The 13,970-nt window shown below is 70.2% G+C and carries 12 protein-coding genes; 3 read left to right on the top strand and 9 right to left on the bottom strand.

The window, feature by feature from the left end; genetic code table 11:
- The gene (locus ACI2JZ_RS05985; RefSeq protein WP_404596865.1) at nt 1-378 is read right to left on the bottom strand and encodes a PadR family transcriptional regulator; all 378 of its coding nucleotides are present in this window, start codon (nt 376-378) and stop codon (nt 1-3) included.
- Between the two features lie 188 nt (nt 379-566).
- Here ACI2JZ_RS05985 and ACI2JZ_RS05980 point away from each other — a divergent pair, with 188 nt between their 5' ends.
- A complete protein-coding gene (locus tag ACI2JZ_RS05980) occupies nt 567-2,540 on the top strand; it encodes a hypothetical protein (protein ID WP_404596864.1) in 1,974 nt (657 codons plus the stop codon).
- 274 nt (nt 2,541-2,814) lie between these two features.
- Here ACI2JZ_RS05980 and ACI2JZ_RS05975 read toward each other — a convergent pair whose 3' ends face one another.
- Nucleotides 2,815-3,414 (bottom strand): TetR/AcrR family transcriptional regulator, encoded by a 600-nt coding sequence (locus tag ACI2JZ_RS05975; RefSeq protein WP_404596863.1) that lies wholly within the window; start codon nt 3,412-3,414, stop codon nt 2,815-2,817.
- 109 nt (nt 3,415-3,523) lie between these two features.
- Here ACI2JZ_RS05975 and ACI2JZ_RS05970 point away from each other — a divergent pair, with 109 nt between their 5' ends.
- Entirely contained in the window at nt 3,524-4,234 is a 711-nt protein-coding gene (locus ACI2JZ_RS05970; RefSeq protein WP_247623886.1) for an SDR family oxidoreductase, read from the top strand.
- A 143-nt stretch (nt 4,235-4,377) separates the two neighbouring features.
- Here ACI2JZ_RS05970 and ACI2JZ_RS05965 read toward each other — a convergent pair whose 3' ends face one another.
- Together ACI2JZ_RS05965 and ACI2JZ_RS05960 are read right to left on the bottom strand one after the other, a co-directional pair.
- On the bottom strand, nt 4,378-5,385 hold the full coding sequence (locus ACI2JZ_RS05965) for an NADP-dependent oxidoreductase (protein WP_404596862.1): 1,008 nt from the start codon (nt 5,383-5,385) through the stop codon (nt 4,378-4,380).
- A 92-nt stretch (nt 5,386-5,477) separates the two neighbouring features.
- A complete protein-coding gene (locus tag ACI2JZ_RS05960) occupies nt 5,478-7,631 on the bottom strand; it encodes an alpha-galactosidase (RefSeq protein ID WP_404596861.1) in 2,154 nt (717 codons plus the stop codon).
- A 51-nt stretch (nt 7,632-7,682) separates the two neighbouring features.
- Between ACI2JZ_RS05960 and ACI2JZ_RS05955 the strand changes: the two genes are divergently transcribed.
- Nucleotides 7,683-8,213, top strand: coding sequence for a cytochrome C5 (locus ACI2JZ_RS05955; protein WP_336641294.1), 531 nt, complete (start codon nt 7,683-7,685; stop codon nt 8,211-8,213).
- Between the two features lie 97 nt (nt 8,214-8,310).
- Here the strand turns inward: ACI2JZ_RS05955 and ACI2JZ_RS05950 are convergent, their stop codons facing one another.
- From ACI2JZ_RS05950 to ACI2JZ_RS05930, 5 genes are all read right to left on the bottom strand, one after another.
- Complete coding sequence (locus ACI2JZ_RS05950; protein WP_404596860.1) at nt 8,311-9,039, bottom strand: SGNH/GDSL hydrolase family protein; 729 nt, start codon at nt 9,037-9,039, stop codon at nt 8,311-8,313.
- Nucleotides 9,040-9,177: 138 nt separating this feature from the next.
- Nucleotides 9,178-10,179: a magnesium and cobalt transport protein CorA gene (locus tag ACI2JZ_RS05945; RefSeq protein WP_404596859.1), complete on the bottom strand. Its 1,002-nt coding sequence runs from the start codon at nt 10,177-10,179 to the stop codon at nt 9,178-9,180.
- A gap of 542 nt (nt 10,180-10,721) precedes the next feature.
- Nucleotides 10,722-11,738, bottom strand: coding sequence for a Gfo/Idh/MocA family protein (locus ACI2JZ_RS05940; protein ID WP_404596858.1), 1,017 nt, complete (start codon nt 11,736-11,738; stop codon nt 10,722-10,724).
- A complete protein-coding gene (locus tag ACI2JZ_RS05935) occupies nt 11,735-12,739 on the bottom strand; it encodes a Gfo/Idh/MocA family protein (protein WP_404596857.1) in 1,005 nt (334 codons plus the stop codon). Before ACI2JZ_RS05935 ends, ACI2JZ_RS05940 begins: the two co-directional genes overlap by 4 nt.
- Nucleotides 12,736-13,902, bottom strand: a complete 1,167-nt coding sequence (locus ACI2JZ_RS05930; RefSeq protein ID WP_404596856.1) for an ROK family protein — start codon at nt 13,900-13,902, stop codon at nt 12,736-12,738. Before ACI2JZ_RS05930 ends, ACI2JZ_RS05935 begins: the two co-directional genes overlap by 4 nt.
- Between the last annotated feature and the right edge of the window lie 68 nt (nt 13,903-13,970).

Genomic DNA, 13,970 nt, shown 5'->3' with positions numbered 1-13,970 from the left:
TCAGTTCTCCTCTTTCGTGGTGTGGGTGTCGTTCGTGTCGTTCGGGGTGTTCGTGATCGCGGGGTTCAGGCCGTCGATCCGTCGGGCGAGCAGGCTCCAGGTCTTCCAGAACTCCGCCAGCTCGTGGGTGCCCTGCGCGTTGAGCGTGTACACCTTGCGGGGCGGCCCCTTCTCGCTGGGCACCTTCTCGACGTCGACAAGCCCGCGCTTCTCGATCCGCACCAGCAGCGCGTACACGGTGCCCTCGGCGGTGTCGGTGAAGCCGTGCTCGCGCAGGCGTGCGGTGATGTCGTATCCGTAAGCCGGCTGCTCGGCGAGGAGCGCCAGCACGATGCCCTCCAGGGTGCCCTTGAGCATCTCGGTCATCTGCTTGCCCATCGGGTTCGCCTCCCTCTCATCCGTCGGTACTCAGTGATGCTGGGTACCGGTACAAAGTAACACTAGGTACCGGTACTTAGCAACACTGAATACCGGTTACATCGTCAGACACCGGTCCCTGCCTCGTTGTTGATCAACGGGAAGGCGTCGATGGGGCGCCGCTGCCCGTCACAACTCCAGGGGGAGAAATGAAGTTCACGAAGATATCGGCGCTGGCCGGTGCGGCGACGCTGGTGTCGCTGCTGCTCACGGGGGTGGCGGCCGCACCGGCGACCGCGGCGCCCATCGATGCGACATGCGGTTACGCGGAAGAGGGCACCGGCGGCAAGTTCACCGACTCGATCTGCTGGTTCGATTTCGCCGGATACGACCAGTCCATCGGCCTGACCGCTGAGGGGCAGCGGTTCGAGACCACGCTCGGCGAGTACGACATCGCCTACACGGTCACCCAGCGGCCCACGGGCATGGGGTGGCAGCCGCGCGGCGTCGAGGCGCGACCGTCGACCGACCCGTTCTTCCCGATGGGCAACTGGGACTACTACGACGGCATCCCGGGCCTGCCCTACCTCTACGCCAACCGCGGCGCCTCGTTCGGCTCGGTGCAGATCAACATCGTCGACTTCGAGGTCACGCTGAAGGGCGTGCCGGTGACCGGCTACGACCTGGTCACGGCCGCCCCCGAGACCCCCGACGCCATCGTCGGCTCGCTGGGCGAGCGGATCTTCTGGGACTCGGATCAGCCGCTCACGATGATCGACAGCACGACGCCGATCACCTCGGGCGGGGGATGCACGATCCCGCTCGCCGGCGACGGAACGCACGCCGCGGTGTGCAACCCGGCGAACGCCGGAACCACGAGCGCCTTCGGCACCATCCTGGCCGCTCCGTCGGCCACCTCGATCTCCGGCACGCTCTTCCTGAACTCGGCCGGTGAGCGCGAAGCGCTCGCCTTCGGCATCCGCACCTCCACGCTCACGCTCGAGAAGAGTGTCGACGGCCGCGTCGACCCGCTCGACTCGTTCGACGTGCAGGTCACCTCGCCGGAGGGCGTCGCCCTCGCGACCGCCACGACCGGCGCCGATGACACCGCCGCCACCTCCGCGACCACCGTGATCCCGAGCGGGGCGTTCACGCTCTCCGAGGCGGCCACGGCCGGAGCGCCGAGCCCGCTGGACTACTACGACGCGGCGTGGACGTGCACCAACAACACCGAGGGCAGCACCACCGTCCTCCCGAACGGCACCGATCCGGCGCAGCAGCTCACGCTCGCCGCGGGTGACTCGGTCGACTGCGTCGTGACGAACACCGCCAAGCAGGCGTCGCTCGGCCTCGTCAAGTCGGTCTCGCCCGCCACGGCATCCGTCGGCGACACGGTCGTCTACGACTTCGCCGTCACCAACGACGGCGCACTGCCCGTCGAGAACCTCGTGATCGAGGAGACGACGTTCACGGGCACGGGCGAGCTGGGCGACATCGTCTGCCCGGTCACCACGCTCGCGGTCGGCGAGTCGACCACGTGCCAGGCCCCGTACGTCGTGACCCAGGCCGACATCGATGAGGGCCTGGTCTCGAACGAGGCGACCGCGTCGGCCGGCGTGGTGGGCACCTCGGTGACCGTCGATGCGAACTCCTCGACCGCGCTGCTCGACACCCCGGGCACCGGACTGCTCGACGTCGTGAAGACGGTCGACAGCCCGACCGCGGCCGTCGGCGACACCGTGCTGTACACGCTGACCGCCACGAACGCGGGCACCCTGACGCTGTCGGACGTGGAACTCTCGGACGTCGACTTCACGGGCGCGACGCCGCTCGACGAGCTGACCTGCGACAAGAGCGCACCGGTCACGCTCGCTCCCGGTGAGACGCTCACCTGCACGGTCGAGTACGAGGTCGCGGTCGCCGATATCGGCACCGTCACCAACGACGCGAGCGGCACGGCGATCGATCCGCACGGCGACCCCATCGCCGGGAGCGACTCGGCCGAGCTCTCGGTCGTCGCTGCGCCGGTGCTGCCCGAGACGCCGGATGCACCCGTCGCGCAGACCGGCGCGACCCTCGCCATCACCGGCGGCGACGCCCCGTGGCTCGTCGGCGGCGTGGGCGCGATCCTGCTCCTCGTCGGAGCATCCGTGCTGGCCTTCCGTCGCGCACTCCGGAGCTGATCCGCGCGCGACACCGGAGCGCCTCGGACCTTCGGGTCCGGGGCGCTCTCGGCGTCGGGTGGGACGGTTCCGACGACGGGCCCTGCTCCCACCGCGCACAACTTCGGGGGATCTGACGAGACACGCCGACCCAACGGCATCCGTGCCCGGCGTGTCAGTTCAGATCTCAGAAGTTATGCGGGTGGCAGCCGGGGTACCGGGCTGAGTCCGACGCGCGGTGTGCGCAACTCCGGAGAACATGAGCCATGAGTGACCCCGCTCGCGTCGCGCGCGGTCAGCGCGGCAGGACCGCCGCGACCTGGGTGCGCACGCTCGTGACGATGTCGGCGATGCTGACCCCGGGGCCGCTGGAGGCCATGGTCACGAAGAGGATCGCAGAGACGACGTGCGCCAGGACGCATGCTTCGGCTTCGTCGATCGAGGCGAGACGCACGAGGGTCTCGGTGAGAGCCTGCTCGGTCTCCCCGACGATGGCGAGTGCCGCGGCGTGATGCGGTTCGGTCGGGTCGCCGAAGACCATCTCGCGCAGGTAGGTGCGCCCGTTCTCGACCTGCACCCGATTGCACTCGATGATGGGCGTCGCCAGCGCCATCATGCCGTCGAGGGGCGTGCGGGCATCGGCGGATGCCGCGCGGCCGCGCTCGAGCGCGTCGGCGTAGTGCGAGTTCTGCACGAGCAGCAGGAGCTCGCCCTTGGTCTTGGCGTACAGGAACAGGGTGCCGGTGCCGATGTCCGCCGCATCGGCGATCTGCTGCGTCGTCACCTCGTCGACGCCGCGCTCGGAGAAGAGCTCGGCAGCCGCGGCCACGATGCGCTCGAGCTTCTGCTGCTTGTTCCGTTCGCGTCTTCCGACGGGTGCGCTCTCTGCGGGCACGAGACTCCCCTCGGAATAGATTCTGACCAGGCTCAGTTATGAGTTTAGTCGCGATCGTGCGGGCCACGAGCGACAGGAATCATTGTTCCACGAGCCGAAAGAAGTCCTCATGACCTCCCTCACCCACGCCGTCGTCCTCGTCACCGGAGCGAACGGAGGCATCGGAACGCATCTCGTCGAGCAGGCACTCGCCCGGGGCGCCGCGAAGGTCTATGCGACCGCCCGCCAGCCCCGCGAGTGGGCGGACCCGCGCGTCGTTCCGCTCACTCTCGACGTCACGGACCCGGCGTCGATCGCTGCCGTCGTCGCCGCGGCATCCGACGTCACGGTGCTCGTGAACAACGCCGGTGCCTCGACGCCCACCCCCGGCATCCTCACCCACACCGACGAGGAGATCCGCCACAACGTCGAGACGAACTTCCTCGGACCGCTGTTCCTCGCTCGGGCCTTCGCCCCGCTGCTCTCGGCGCACGGCGGGGAGACCGCCATCATCGATATCCACTCGGCCCTGTCGTGGTACGCCGTCGCCGGCATCTACTCGGCGACGAAGGCGGCCCTCTGGTCGGCCACCAACTCGCTGCGGCTCGAGCTGCAGCCCGCCGGGGTGCAGGTCGTCGGCGTGCACGTCGGCTACGTCGACACCGCGATGGCGGCGCACGCCACCAGCCCCAAGCTCGACCCGGCCGACCTCGTCACCCAGATCTTCGACACGCTCGAGGCCGGCGGGTACGAGGTTCTCGCCGACCAGACCTCGGTGCAGGCCAAGGCCGGACTCTCGGCTCCGCTCGAGGTGGTCTATCCGCAGCTCGCGCAGGGCTGAGCCTTCTGCGACAAAGAGGGCGCCACCGAGCGGTGGTGCCCTCTTTCGCATGCCGAAGGCCGTCAGGCGGCGAGGAACCTCGCGCCACCGGGGCGGCCATGATCGAGTTCCTCTTCGTCCGTTCTGGATGGTGCGAGGGTGGGTCAGACGACCGCACCCGCACCCGTGACGACGACCTTGCCGCGCAGGCCGCCGCGCGTGAGCGCGGCCAGGGCCTGCGGGGTCTCGTCGAACGGGAACGTCGCGCCCACGACGGGGCGGATGCTGCCGCTGTCGACGAGCGCGGCGATCTCTCGCAGCTGCGAGCCGTCGGCCCTCATCCACAGGAACTCGTAGCCGACGCCGAGCTTCTTCGCCCGCGCGCGGATCTTGCGGCTCAGCGCCGCGATCGCGAGGCGGAGGAGGGGGTTGAGTCCCGCCGCGCGAGCGAAGGCGGGGTCGGGAGGCCCCGCGATCCCGATCGCCTTTCCGCCGGGGCGCAGGACGCGCAGCGACTTCTCGAGGTTCTCACCGCCGAGGCTGTCGAGTACGAGGTCGTAACCCGAGAGTTCTTTCTCGAAGTCCTGGGTACGGTAGTCGATCACCACGTCGGCCCCGAGTTCGCGCACGAAGTCCGCGTTCTTCACGGATGCCGTGGTGGCCACGTGCGCGCCGAGATGCTTCGCGAGCTGGATCGCGATCGAGCCGACTCCGCCGGCGCCGGCGTGGATGAGTACCTTCTGACCGGCCTGCACGTTCGCTCTCTCGACGAGTGCCTGCCATGCCGTCAGCGCCACGAGCGGCAGTGATGCGGCCTCGACGATGCTGATCGACGCGGGCGCGGGGGCGAGGTCGGCCTGATCGATCGCGATGCGCTCCGCGAACGTTCCGATCCGCTGGTCGCGGGGACGGGCGAACACGTGGTCGCCCACGGCGAATCCCGTGACCTCCGACCCGACGCGCAGCACGGAACCGGCGACGTCGTGACCGAGGACGAGGGGCAGCGGGGAGGGCAGGATCGCCTTGAATTCGCCCGCGCGGATCTTCTCGTCCAACTGATTGACGCCGGCCGCCTCGACGCGCACGAGCACGTCGCGCACGCCGAGTTCGGGCTCGGGCATTGCGACTTCGTGCAGCGGCTGTGAGTAGGTTTCGAACGCGAACGCGCGCATGTAGCGTCTCCCAAGGTCTATTTGACTCAATAATGAGTCAACTCAGTTTCCTTGTCAACGCAGAGCGTCCGAGATCGCTCGGATGCCGTGGGTCAGACGGCCGTGAAGTGCAGGAGCAGTGCGTTGCCGGGGTTCAGCACCGGCAGGGGGAGGCCCTGCGCGAGCACCGCGCCCGTGACGGTGAGGTCGGATGCCGCGAGCCACGCCGGGTCCGCGACCTGGTGGCGGTGCGCTCCGCCGATCTCGTCGCGCACCCGCACGCGGTACGTCGCCGCGGGGTCGAGGCCGGGGATCGGTACGCGCGGAGACTGCGCTGTGGCACTGGTCTCGGTGCGCACCCACGCGAACACGGCCTCCTCGCGGTCGGCGCTCACGACGCCGTGCAGCAGGCTGCCGGAGTCGACGTCGTCGCCGCGCATCGTGACGCCCGAGTGCAGCAGTCCCCGCAGCTCGCGGTACAGGGCGGTCCAGGCGGCGATCGCGGCGCGGTCGTCGTCGGATGCCGTCGTGAGATCCCACTCGAGGCCGGCGTGGCCGAACAGGGCGGTCGCGGCGCGGAACGCGAACGACGCGTGCCGACCGGTGGTGTGCGAGACCGTCGGGCCGACGTGCGCGCCGATCAGCTCGGGCGGCAGCAGCGTCTGCGTGCCGCGCTGGATGCTCTGGCGCTCGATCGGGTCGTTGCAGTCCGACGCCCAGACGCGGTCGGTGCGGGCGAGGGTGCCGAGGTCGGTGCGGCCTCCGCCCGAGGCGCACGATTCGATCTCGAGACGCGGATGCCGGCGACGGATCTCGTCGAGCACGCGGTACACCCCGAGCGTGTGCGCGTGCACGCGGCGGCGGCCGCGCGCGTCGAGCGAGGCGTGCAGGTCGCGATTGTGGTCCCACTTGACGAAGTCCACGCGGGCGCGCGTGATCACGTCATCGAGCCGCTCGACGATGTAGTCGACGACGTCGTCGCGCGAGAAGTCGAGCACGAACTGGTGGCGCGAGGCGAGCAGCGGGTTCTCGCCGAGCAGCCAGTCCGGATGCTGTCGCGCCAGGTCGGAGTCGGGGTTCACCATCTCGGGCTCGAACCACAGGCCGAACTCGAGGCCGAGGTCGTGCACGCGCGCCGAGAGCGGTGCGAGCCCCTCGGGCCACACGTCGTCGTCGATGAACCAGTCGCCGAGGCCCGCATGGTCGTCTCGGCGTCCGCGGAACCAGCCGTCGTCGAGCACGAACCGCTCCACGCCCAGCTCGGCGGCGGTCGTCGCGAGCGCGGTGAGGGTGTCGAGGTCGTGGTCGAAGTACACGGCCTCCCACGTGTTGAGCAGCAGCGGCCGCGGCGTCTTCGGGTGGCTCGGGCGCGACCGGATCGACGCGTGGAACCGGGCGGTCACGCCGTCGATCCCCTCGTCGCTCCAGGTCGAGAGCAGCTCGGGCGAGCCGTACGTCTCGCCGGGCTGCAGACGCACCTCGCCCGCATCGACGAGTTCGCCGCCGCCGAGCACCGAGCGGTGGGCTCCGGCGCCCTCGGGCAGACGCTCGACCAGCATCTCCTGGTTGCCGCCCCACGCGAGGTGCGCGGCCCAGACCTCGCCCGAGCGGAAGCGGAAGCCCTCGGTGCCGGTCAGGGTCAGGAACGAGGAGTCGTGGCCGGGGCGTCCGCGACGCGACGATCGCAGCCAGGTGCCGTCGTGGATCGCGGCGCGCTGCGACACCTTCTCGTTCGTCCAGCGGCCCGTGAAGTCGACGACCTCGGCGGCGCGGGCGGGCAGCGGCAGCAGCGAGCGCACGGCGCCGACGTCGACCGGATGCTCGGCGCCGATGTTCTCGAGAACCACGGAGGAGTGCAGCACGCCGGCGTCGTCGAGCACGAACGTGAACGTCGCCTCGACGGTGGCGCGCGCATCCACCAGCACGAAGCTCGCGCTCGCGGCATCCGTCTGCACCGTCCGCGTCAGCGCGAACCCGTCGATCACGGCATCCGCTGCGGTCGCCTCGATCGCCGGGGTGCCCGACCATCCGTGCGCGCGGCCGGGCGCGATCGAGAACGAACGGGCGACGTCGAGGGAGCTGTTCATCACGGCGGGGGTGGCGGTCGCGAGGAGGCCGGGGATATCGGCATCCGTCAGCGGCGCACCCCAGTGCGCGATGGTCGGGGCGCCGAACAGGTCGGTCGTGACGACGAGGCTCACGCCTCCGTTGCGCAGGTGCGTGGCTTCCGGAACGGCGCTGTCCGGAACGGGGTTACTTGACGACATGAATTAATCATAGCCAGACCGGAGCGAGGAGTTGTCGGCAAGGATGGGAACATGACCACTGCACTCGACGAACTCCTGGCCGCCGTCATCGAGAGCGGCCACCTCGACGAACCGGTCGCCGAGGACGGCATCGTGCACGGCCGCGCCCACCTCGAGGCCGCCGGCACCGACGTCACCGTCAACATCGACCCCGAGATCGAAGACGGCGATGCGGATGCCGAGGCCGACGTCGAGGAGCTGGTCGCGGGAGTCGAGCGCATCCTCTCGATCACCGAGAAGCGCTGGCGGGCCATCGTCGACGAGGCCGCGTCCGACATCGAGGAGGCCGTCGGCGAGTCCGAGGTCAGCGAGCGCATCGACCTGCGCGATGACATGGAGGCTGCGTCGGTCGTGGTCTTCGCGGATGCCGTGCTCGTGTCGTTCGATGCCCCGCGGCAGTTCCCCGACTCGCGCATCCTCGTGCAGCTCGACGAGGAGCTCGAGGTCGACGGCGTCGAGGTCGCCGAAGACGACGGGGTCGAGACGATCTCCTTCGCCTCGGGCGACGCGCTGCTCGACCACATCAGCCGCGACGACGCCTGAGGTTCTTGCCGCGGGACGCTTCGACAGGCTCAGCGACCCGGTTTCTTCCGGATCACGGGGTCCCTGAGCCTGTCGAAGGGCCGCCCCGCGCGACCGCTCAGCTGTAGATGCGCGCCGCGCCGACCTGCGCCTCGAGCAGCGGCAGCGTGCGTGAGCGCTCCGGCTTCGGGCGGATGCCGAGCACTGTTGCGATCTCGAGCGCGAGGGCGGCGTGCCCGGCCGCGTTCGGGTGGAACGGGTCGCCCATCAGCCCCCACGGGACTCCGCCGGCGCCGAGCTCGATGAGCCGGGCGTACTGATCCACGAGGATGACGTCCTCGCCCGCGGCGACCTGCCGCACGGCATCCGCGAATTCGGCGACACGGGCCCGCTCCGGAGCGTTGGCGACGTCGATCGGCGGCGGGGTCTGCAGCACCGCGATCGCGCCGAGCGCCCGCACCCGTGCGACGAACTCGCGCAGCGAGGCGGCGTACTCCTCGGGCGAGATGACCGGCTGCGGTCCACCGGTCGAGAGGTCGTTCGTGCCGATCATCAGCGTCACGACGTCGGGCCGCCACGACGACACCCGGCGCTCGAAGTCTCCGAGGATGTCGACGATCCGGTGCCCGCTGATCGCCGAGTTCACGACGATGTCGCGCACCCGCTCGAGCTCGCCGCGAACGAGTTCGTGCAGGTGCTCGGCGTAGCTGCGGCCGCCCTGCGTGAAGACGAGGCCGTGGGTGATCGAGTCTCCGGTGATCACCCAGGTCAGCGGGTCGCCGCCCGCGAGCAGGTCGGCGAGGCGGGCGAGATCGGATGCAGCGGTGGGGGCGGTGGTGTCGGACACGCCTCCGACCCTATCCACAGCATCCGACGTCGTGCACGCGGGCGCGCAACGGGAGGAGATCTCACGCTCCGCAGGATCGAAACAGCGGATGCCTCCTGCGGAAGCCGAGTTCTCCTCCCGGGGCGTGCGGCGCCGCGCTCAGAGCCAGCGCTTGTACTTGAAGATCCCGAAGAGACCGATCGCGAACGCCGCCATCGCGCCGAGAGCGAGCGGGTAGCCGAACGCCCAGTGCAGCTCGGGCATGACCTCGAAGTTCATGCCGTAGACGGTGCCGACGAGGGTGGGGGCGAAGATGATCGCCGCCCACGAGGAGATCTTCTTGATCTCGTCGTTCTGCGCGATGCTCGTGTCGGTCTGACGACGGGCGACGAGAGCGGAGTGCACACGCAGCGCGTTCTCGAGGATCGCGCGGAACGAGTCGACCCGCTCGTTCACGCGGATCGTGTGGTCGAGCACGTCGCGCAGCGACCGCTGCAGCTCCTCGTCGATGCGGTACTTGTCGGACCCTCGGCGCAGCCACTCGAGCATGCCGGTGAGCGGGTGCACCGCCCGCTGGAAGTTGATGACCTCGCGCGAGAGCTCGTAGATGCGCCGGGAGAGCGCGTCGTCGTCGCTGTCACCGAAGAGCTGGTCCTCGATCTCGTCGATGTCGTTCTCGAGCCCCGCGACGATCGGCTCGTACTCGTCGACGACCTCGTCGAGGATCGCGTAGAGCACCGCTTCGGGTCCCATCGCGAGCAGCTCGGGGTGCGCCTCCATCCGCCGCCGCACCGCCGCGAGGTCGGGCGACTCGGCATGGCGGATCGTCACCACGAAGTCGGGGCCGACGAACAGGTGCAGCTCGCCGAACTCGACGGACTCCTGCTCGTCGCGGTAGCGCGCCGGCCGCAGCACCGCGAAGAGCGTGTCGCCGTAGCGCTCGACCTTGGAGCGCTGGTGGCCCGAGAGCGCGTCTTCGACGGCGAGCGGATGCAGATCGAACTCGCGCGCGACCGAGGCGACCTCTTCGGAGCTCGGTCGGTAGAGGCCGATCCACGCGATGCCGCCGACGGAGTCGAGGATGCGGTAGGTCTCGTCGAGGTTCTGCGGGGTCTCCACGCGACGTCCGTGGACGTACACGCCGTTGTCGATCAGGGCCATGGGAGTGCTTCTTCTCTCGCAGGCGCGCACCGACCGGGGTCGGGCGCGCGCAATCGTCAGGATGCGGAGGACGCCACCCGGGACTGCGGAGATCGACGTGCGAACGCGGAGCGAATGCTCAACGCGCGAGCGCAGGGAGTCGCGACGCAGCGAGGGCGGCGTCGTTACTATCGTCGGACATCGCCATCACCGCCTTTCGGGACTCATCGGGTCACTCGACCCAAGGGGAGAGCATACTCCTCGGTTCTGGCAGGTTTCTGCGTGCTGAGCCTGTCGAAGCATCCCCGCCCGCGCGCTCGGGAGGAGTTCTCGCGCAACGGAGGAGTGTGTGCGGCATCCGCTCCTGTGCTGCGGGAGAACTCCTGCGTTGTGCGCGGGGGAGGGGCGACGTCTCGGGCGGAGAACTCGGCGTTGGGCGGAGGAATCTGGTGGATGCTTCCGCCCAACACGATGATCTCCGCCCGGAGCGGGGTGGGGGCCGCAGGAAAGGCTCAGGGACCCAGTTCAGCGAAGGGCCAGCCGGGGTACAGGGTCCAGCCGGGCTACAGGGTGACGACCTCGCCCGCGCGAGCGGCGGACGCCTGGGCGGCCTTCACGATCTCGACGGTGCGGATGCCGACACCGGCGTCGGGCTGCGGCTGACGCCCGGCGTGCACGGACGCGACGAACTCCTCGAGTAGCAGGGCGTCGAGGTCGGCGCCGATCGGGTCCCAGGTCTCTCCCGCGGCGTCGTGACCGGCCACACCCTTCGCGAACGGGCTGACGGTGACGGTGCCGCGCTCGGCGACGACCTGCAGGGTGAGTCCGCCCCAGGTCGCCGAACTCATCGGCCAGCTCCACGAGCAGTCGATCGTGGCGATGACGCCGCTCGGGTACTGCAGGGTCACGAGCCCTCCGGTCTCGACGGCGAGGTCGCGCTGGCCGTGCAGGATGCCGTTCGACACGGCCCTCACCGACGCGGCGCGCTCACCCAGGAGGTCGTCGAGCAGATCGGCGCAGTGCACGACGTGGTCGACGAGAGCCCCGCCGCCGGCCAGCGACGGATCGGTGAACCACGCGCGATCCTGCGGCAGCTTGCCGTTGTTGATGCCGGTGACACCGAGCACCCGGCCGAGGCGCCCGCTGCGCAGCTCGGCGATCGCGTCGCGCACGGCGGGCGCGAAGCGCACGGGGTAGGCGACCATGAGGATCACTCCGGCGTCGTCGCAGGCGGTGCGCATCGCGACGGCATCCTCGACCGTCGTCGCGAGCGGCTTCTCGCACAGCACGTGCACTCCTTCGGCGGCGGCGCGCTCGACCAGCGCCCGGTGCCGGGAGTTCTCGGCCGCGACGACGACGGCATCCGGCTTCCAGGCGAACGCCTCGTCGTAGCTGTCGACGTACGCGACGCCGAGCTCGGCGGCCAGCGCGGCCCCGCGCGGCACGGCATCCGGCGCCGATGCCCCGTCGGGGTCGGTCGCGATCAGCTCGATGTCGGGCATCGCCGACAGGGCGTGCACGTAGCTGAGGGCGTGCGTATGAGCGAACGACAGCACGGCGATCCGCAGGGGCGTGGTCATCGGACGACCTCCTCGGTCGGCGAAGGAACAGGGGAGACGGGCGTCCCGGCGGCGATCGACGCGATCGCCGCCTCGGCGACGGCGACCGCGCGGATGCCGTCGGCCGGTGTCACCCGCGCCTCCCGCCCTTCGCGCAGCGCTGCCACGAAATCGGCGATCTCGGCGTAGTACGGGCTGTCCTGCGGTGACATCGGCGGCAGGTAGTCGGTGGCACCGGGGAGGGCTGCGGCATCCGTGCGCAGCGTGCGGTCCTCGGCGCTGTCGTATCGCAGGCGTCCTTCGGAGCCCGCGACCTCGACGCTCGTACGGAACGGGATGCCTGGGGCGACCCAACTGCCGTGGATGTGGCTGATGACCCCGTTCGCGTGCGTCAGCACGATGTGCGAGGTGACGGGAGCGGGCACGCGGTCGTCGATCGTCGGCGGGTTCTGCACCGCGAACACCTGCGACACGTCTCCCGCGAACCACAGGGCCTGGTCGATGTCGTGGATCATGAGGTCGCGGATCAACCCGCCTCCCGCGCTCTCGGAGAAGAACCACGGCGACTGCGGCGCGGCACCGGCCCGGCTGAACCGCTGCACGGCGAGAGTTCCGATGCGCCCCGCGTCGATGGCGGCCTTGATCTGCGCGTACTCGCTCATGTAACGCACGACGTGCGCGGGGAAGAGGCGCACACCCGCGGCGGCCGCGGCATCCGTCACCCGTGCGGCGTCGATCGACGTCGCCGCCAGCGGCTTCTCGCAGACGACGTCGCGGCCGGCGGCGATGGCGCGCAGCGCGAAGTCGGCGTGCGTGCTGCTGGGAGTCACGAGGTCGACGAGGTCGACCAGGTCGATCAGCGTGTCGACATCGGCGACGAGCTCGAACCCGTACTCCTCGGCGATCTCCTCGGCGCCCGCCAGCGAGGTCACGTAGCCCTGTGCGCCCAGCGCCCTCCAGGCGTCGGCGTGCACGCGCGAGATGCCGCCGGCTCCGATGAGTCCGACCTTCAGGGTGCTCACTTCGTCTCCTCGGGGGTGGGGGATGCCGTGTCGTGCGGCAGCGGGGTGATGGGCGGCACCGGCATGTCGTCGATGCCGTAGATGTCGGCGGCGTGCCGCTGGAAGGCGTGCACGACCGCGCCGTGCGCCGCGGCCTCGCCGCCGAGGCGCGCTTCGGCGAGGGGCACCTGGAACGGCAGTCCGAGATGCCGGGGGAGCGCCTGGCGCAGTGGATCGAGCAGCTGCTCGTGCGCCGCCGACAGACCGCCGCCGATCACGATCATGGCGGGGTCGACGGTCATCGTGAGGGTCGCGATGCCGTGCGCGAGTTCCTCGATGAAGGCGTCCAGCTCGTCCTGCGCGGCACCGTCCCCGGCCCGCGCGGCGGCGAACACCTCCGCGGCCGTCGGGGCGGTGCGCCACGAGATCTGCCCGGTCTCGGTGTTGAGGCCGCGGAAGGCGAGGCGGCCGATGTCGCCGGCGGCGTTGTGGATGCCGCGCCGCGGGCGCCCGCCGAGGATGAGTCCCATCGAGATGCGGTTACCCACCGAGAGGTAGATGACGTCGTCGACGAGCTGTGCCACCCCGAGGTGGTGCTCGGCGACCGCGGCGAGTCGGACGCCGTTGTCGACCGAGACGGGGCAGCCGAACGCCTGGCGCAGCTGCGCACCGATGTCGGCGCCCGACCACTCGGGGATCACGACCGAGAGCACCACGCGGCCAGCGTCGTCGACCAGGCCGGGGAGCGAGACGCCGATGGCCGGCACGCGGGACGAGGCGACGGATGCTCCGCCCAGTGTCTGCCGCACGTCGTCGATCACGGCCGCGAGCTTGGCGGCGCCGTCGGGGTGCGCTTCGACCCCGGGGAAGCTGCGCTGGGCGATCACGTGGCCGGCGAGGTCGGAGAGGAGCACGCGCACGCTCGCGACCCCGATGTCGACTCCGACGACGGTGCCCGCCTCGGCGTGGAACGAGTAGTGCCGCGCGGGGCGGCCGGCTCCGCCGACGCTCGCGACGGGGGCGTCGACGATCAGCCCGGAATCGCTCAGCACCGACACGGCGTTCTCGACCGAGGTGCGCGAGATCTCGAGCGACCGGGAGAGGTCGTTGACCGTCGAGGGCCCGCCATCGCGGAGCTGCAGCGCGGATCGCGCGACGATCGACAGCTGGCCTGACACGCCCATGTGCGGTCCTCTCTTCATCGACGTGGTCGGTGTGCGAACAAGTTAGCACACCGAATTCTCAGATCAGG

It is taken from the genome of Microbacterium sp. NPDC087868 (genome assembly GCF_044900755.1).
Taxonomy (GTDB): domain Bacteria; phylum Actinomycetota; class Actinomycetes; order Actinomycetales; family Microbacteriaceae; genus Microbacterium; species Microbacterium galbinum.
This window is presented reverse-complemented; position numbering and strand designations above follow the sequence as displayed.

Bases quoted from the DNA above. Each gene is read 5' to 3' on its own strand.
- ACI2JZ_RS05985 (WP_404596865.1), bottom strand. From the start codon at position 378: ATGGGCAAGCAGATGACCGAGATGCTCAAGGGCACCCTGGAGGGCATC.
- ACI2JZ_RS05980 (WP_404596864.1), top strand. From the start codon at position 567: ATGAAGTTCACGAAGATATCGGCGCTGGCCGGTGCGGCGACGCTGGTG.
- ACI2JZ_RS05970 (WP_247623886.1), top strand. From the start codon at position 3,524: ATGACCTCCCTCACCCACGCCGTCGTCCTCGTCACCGGAGCGAACGGA.
- ACI2JZ_RS05965 (WP_404596862.1), bottom strand. From the start codon at position 5,385: ATGCGCGCGTTCGCGTTCGAAACCTACTCACAGCCGCTGCACGAAGTC.
- ACI2JZ_RS05960 (WP_404596861.1), bottom strand. From the start codon at position 7,631: ATGTCGTCAAGTAACCCCGTTCCGGACAGCGCCGTTCCGGAAGCCACG.
- ACI2JZ_RS05955 (WP_336641294.1), top strand. From the start codon at position 7,683: ATGACCACTGCACTCGACGAACTCCTGGCCGCCGTCATCGAGAGCGGC.
- ACI2JZ_RS05945 (WP_404596859.1), bottom strand. From the start codon at position 10,179: ATGGCCCTGATCGACAACGGCGTGTACGTCCACGGACGTCGCGTGGAG.
- ACI2JZ_RS05940 (WP_404596858.1), bottom strand. From the start codon at position 11,738: ATGACCACGCCCCTGCGGATCGCCGTGCTGTCGTTCGCTCATACGCAC.
- ACI2JZ_RS05930 (WP_404596856.1), bottom strand. From the start codon at position 13,902: ATGGGCGTGTCAGGCCAGCTGTCGATCGTCGCGCGATCCGCGCTGCAG.